This is a genomic window from Oleiphilus sp. HI0043, assembly GCF_001634935.1.
The window spans coordinates 1-728 of record NZ_LWEY01001018.1 but is presented as its reverse complement, the minus strand read 5'-3'; the positions used below and the strand labels follow the sequence as shown (position 1 = coordinate 728).

Annotated in this window: 1 protein-coding gene; it reads left to right on the top strand. The window is 43.7% G+C overall.

What is annotated here, in order from left to right:
* On the top strand, positions 1–728 hold a 728-nt coding region (locus tag A3729_RS10865; RefSeq protein ID WP_068633809.1), incomplete at both ends, for a DUF368 domain-containing protein.

Genomic DNA, 728 nt, shown 5'->3' with positions numbered 1-728 from the left:
TTATGAGCGCCTGCTACAAGCCTTAAATTCAATTCTTCCTACTTTGTTACTAGCATTAAAAAATAGAAGCTTAAAAGGAGTCTGGGAAAAGGCAGACGCCAGTTTTCTTCTTACTCTGTTTGTTGGCATTGTGACAAGCGCAATATCCTTGGCGAAGGTGATTACTTTTCTGCTGGCTAACTTTCCTATTCCTCTTTGGGCCGGCTTTTTTGGTCTCATCTTGGCGTCTGTATACATAGTGGGTCGTGAAGTAAGGGAGTGGAGCGTTGGCTTGGTTATCGCAATGCTATTGGGAGCCGTATTTGCCTGGGGCTTAACCTCAATGTCTCCAGCGAGTATTGATCAAACACTCTTTAACGCCTTTCTATCGGGTGTGCTTGCGATTTGCGCTATGGTGCTACCAGGTATCTCCGGAAGCTTTATCTTACTGATTCTGGGCACCTATGCTTATATTCTTGGGGCGGTGAAGGACTTTGATCTCGCCGTATTAAGTGTCTTTGTGCTGGGGTGTGGTATTGGTATTTTGTCCATTGCCAAACTACTTGTTTGGACATTTTCACGTTATAGAAAACTGACTTTGGCTGTTTTAACAGGCTTTATGATTGGTGCCTTGAACAAGGTTTGGCCTTGGAAGCAGGTTTTAAGCTATCGCGAAAACCGTCATGGTGAATTAGTACCTTTGTTAGAGGCTAATATTTCTCCGGATAAGTATGTAGCCTTAACGCAAG